Source organism: Pantoea sp. ANP04, assembly GCF_041982285.1.
In the GTDB taxonomy this organism is placed as follows: domain Bacteria; phylum Pseudomonadota; class Gammaproteobacteria; order Enterobacterales; family Enterobacteriaceae; genus Pantoea; species Pantoea eucalypti.
The window spans coordinates 1-543 of record NZ_JAUTYS010000143.1; the positions used below are offsets into that span (position 1 = coordinate 1).

Consider the following 543-nt stretch of genomic DNA (forward strand, 5'->3'; position numbering starts at 1 on the left):
AATGTTTCAGTTTGTTTTAGCCTTCGCAGTCGCGTTTGTATTATTTGCGCTGGTTGCTGAGGCTTCAACTTTCTGGTTGATTGTTGTCGGAACTATTTTGGCTTGCCTGTTTGTTATTTCTGCCATGATGCTCGGTTATGCATGGGCGCAGAAAAAGTTTCAGGATGATATCGAAATTTGAGTTCATGGTCTTGGGCGAACCTATCGGTCAAGGGTCTATGAAGCATATTGGTAATGGTCGCATGATTGCGAGCAACGATAAAAAGTTGCGTGCCTGGCGTTTATCTATTGTTGATGCGATACATAAAGAAATGTTTCGTATCGGGGTGAAACCTTTTTTCGATACAGCGTTACAACTTGATATCAAGTTTTGTGTTGAGCGGCCTAAAAGTGTGAAACGCATTCATCCTACTGTTCCCTATGATTTAGATAAACTAATCCGAGCTGTTGGGGATGGCTGCACTCAATCAGGGTTGATCAGTGATGACGCTATTTTTGTAGATATTTCCGCAGTCAAACGCTATTCTGATGGTTGTCCTTATG

Annotated in this window: 2 protein-coding genes; both read left to right on the plus strand. The window is 42.0% G+C overall.

Annotated features, from left to right (window positions below; genetic code table 11):
• The coding region (locus tag Q7C21_RS22790) for a hypothetical protein (protein WP_375151208.1) at positions 1 to 181 on the plus strand (181 nt) is incomplete at its 5' end.
• A 37-nt stretch (positions 182 to 218) separates the two neighbouring features.
• Positions 219 to 543 (plus strand): RusA family crossover junction endodeoxyribonuclease (locus Q7C21_RS22795; RefSeq protein ID WP_375151209.1); only part of this gene is annotated, 325 nt, incomplete at its 3' end.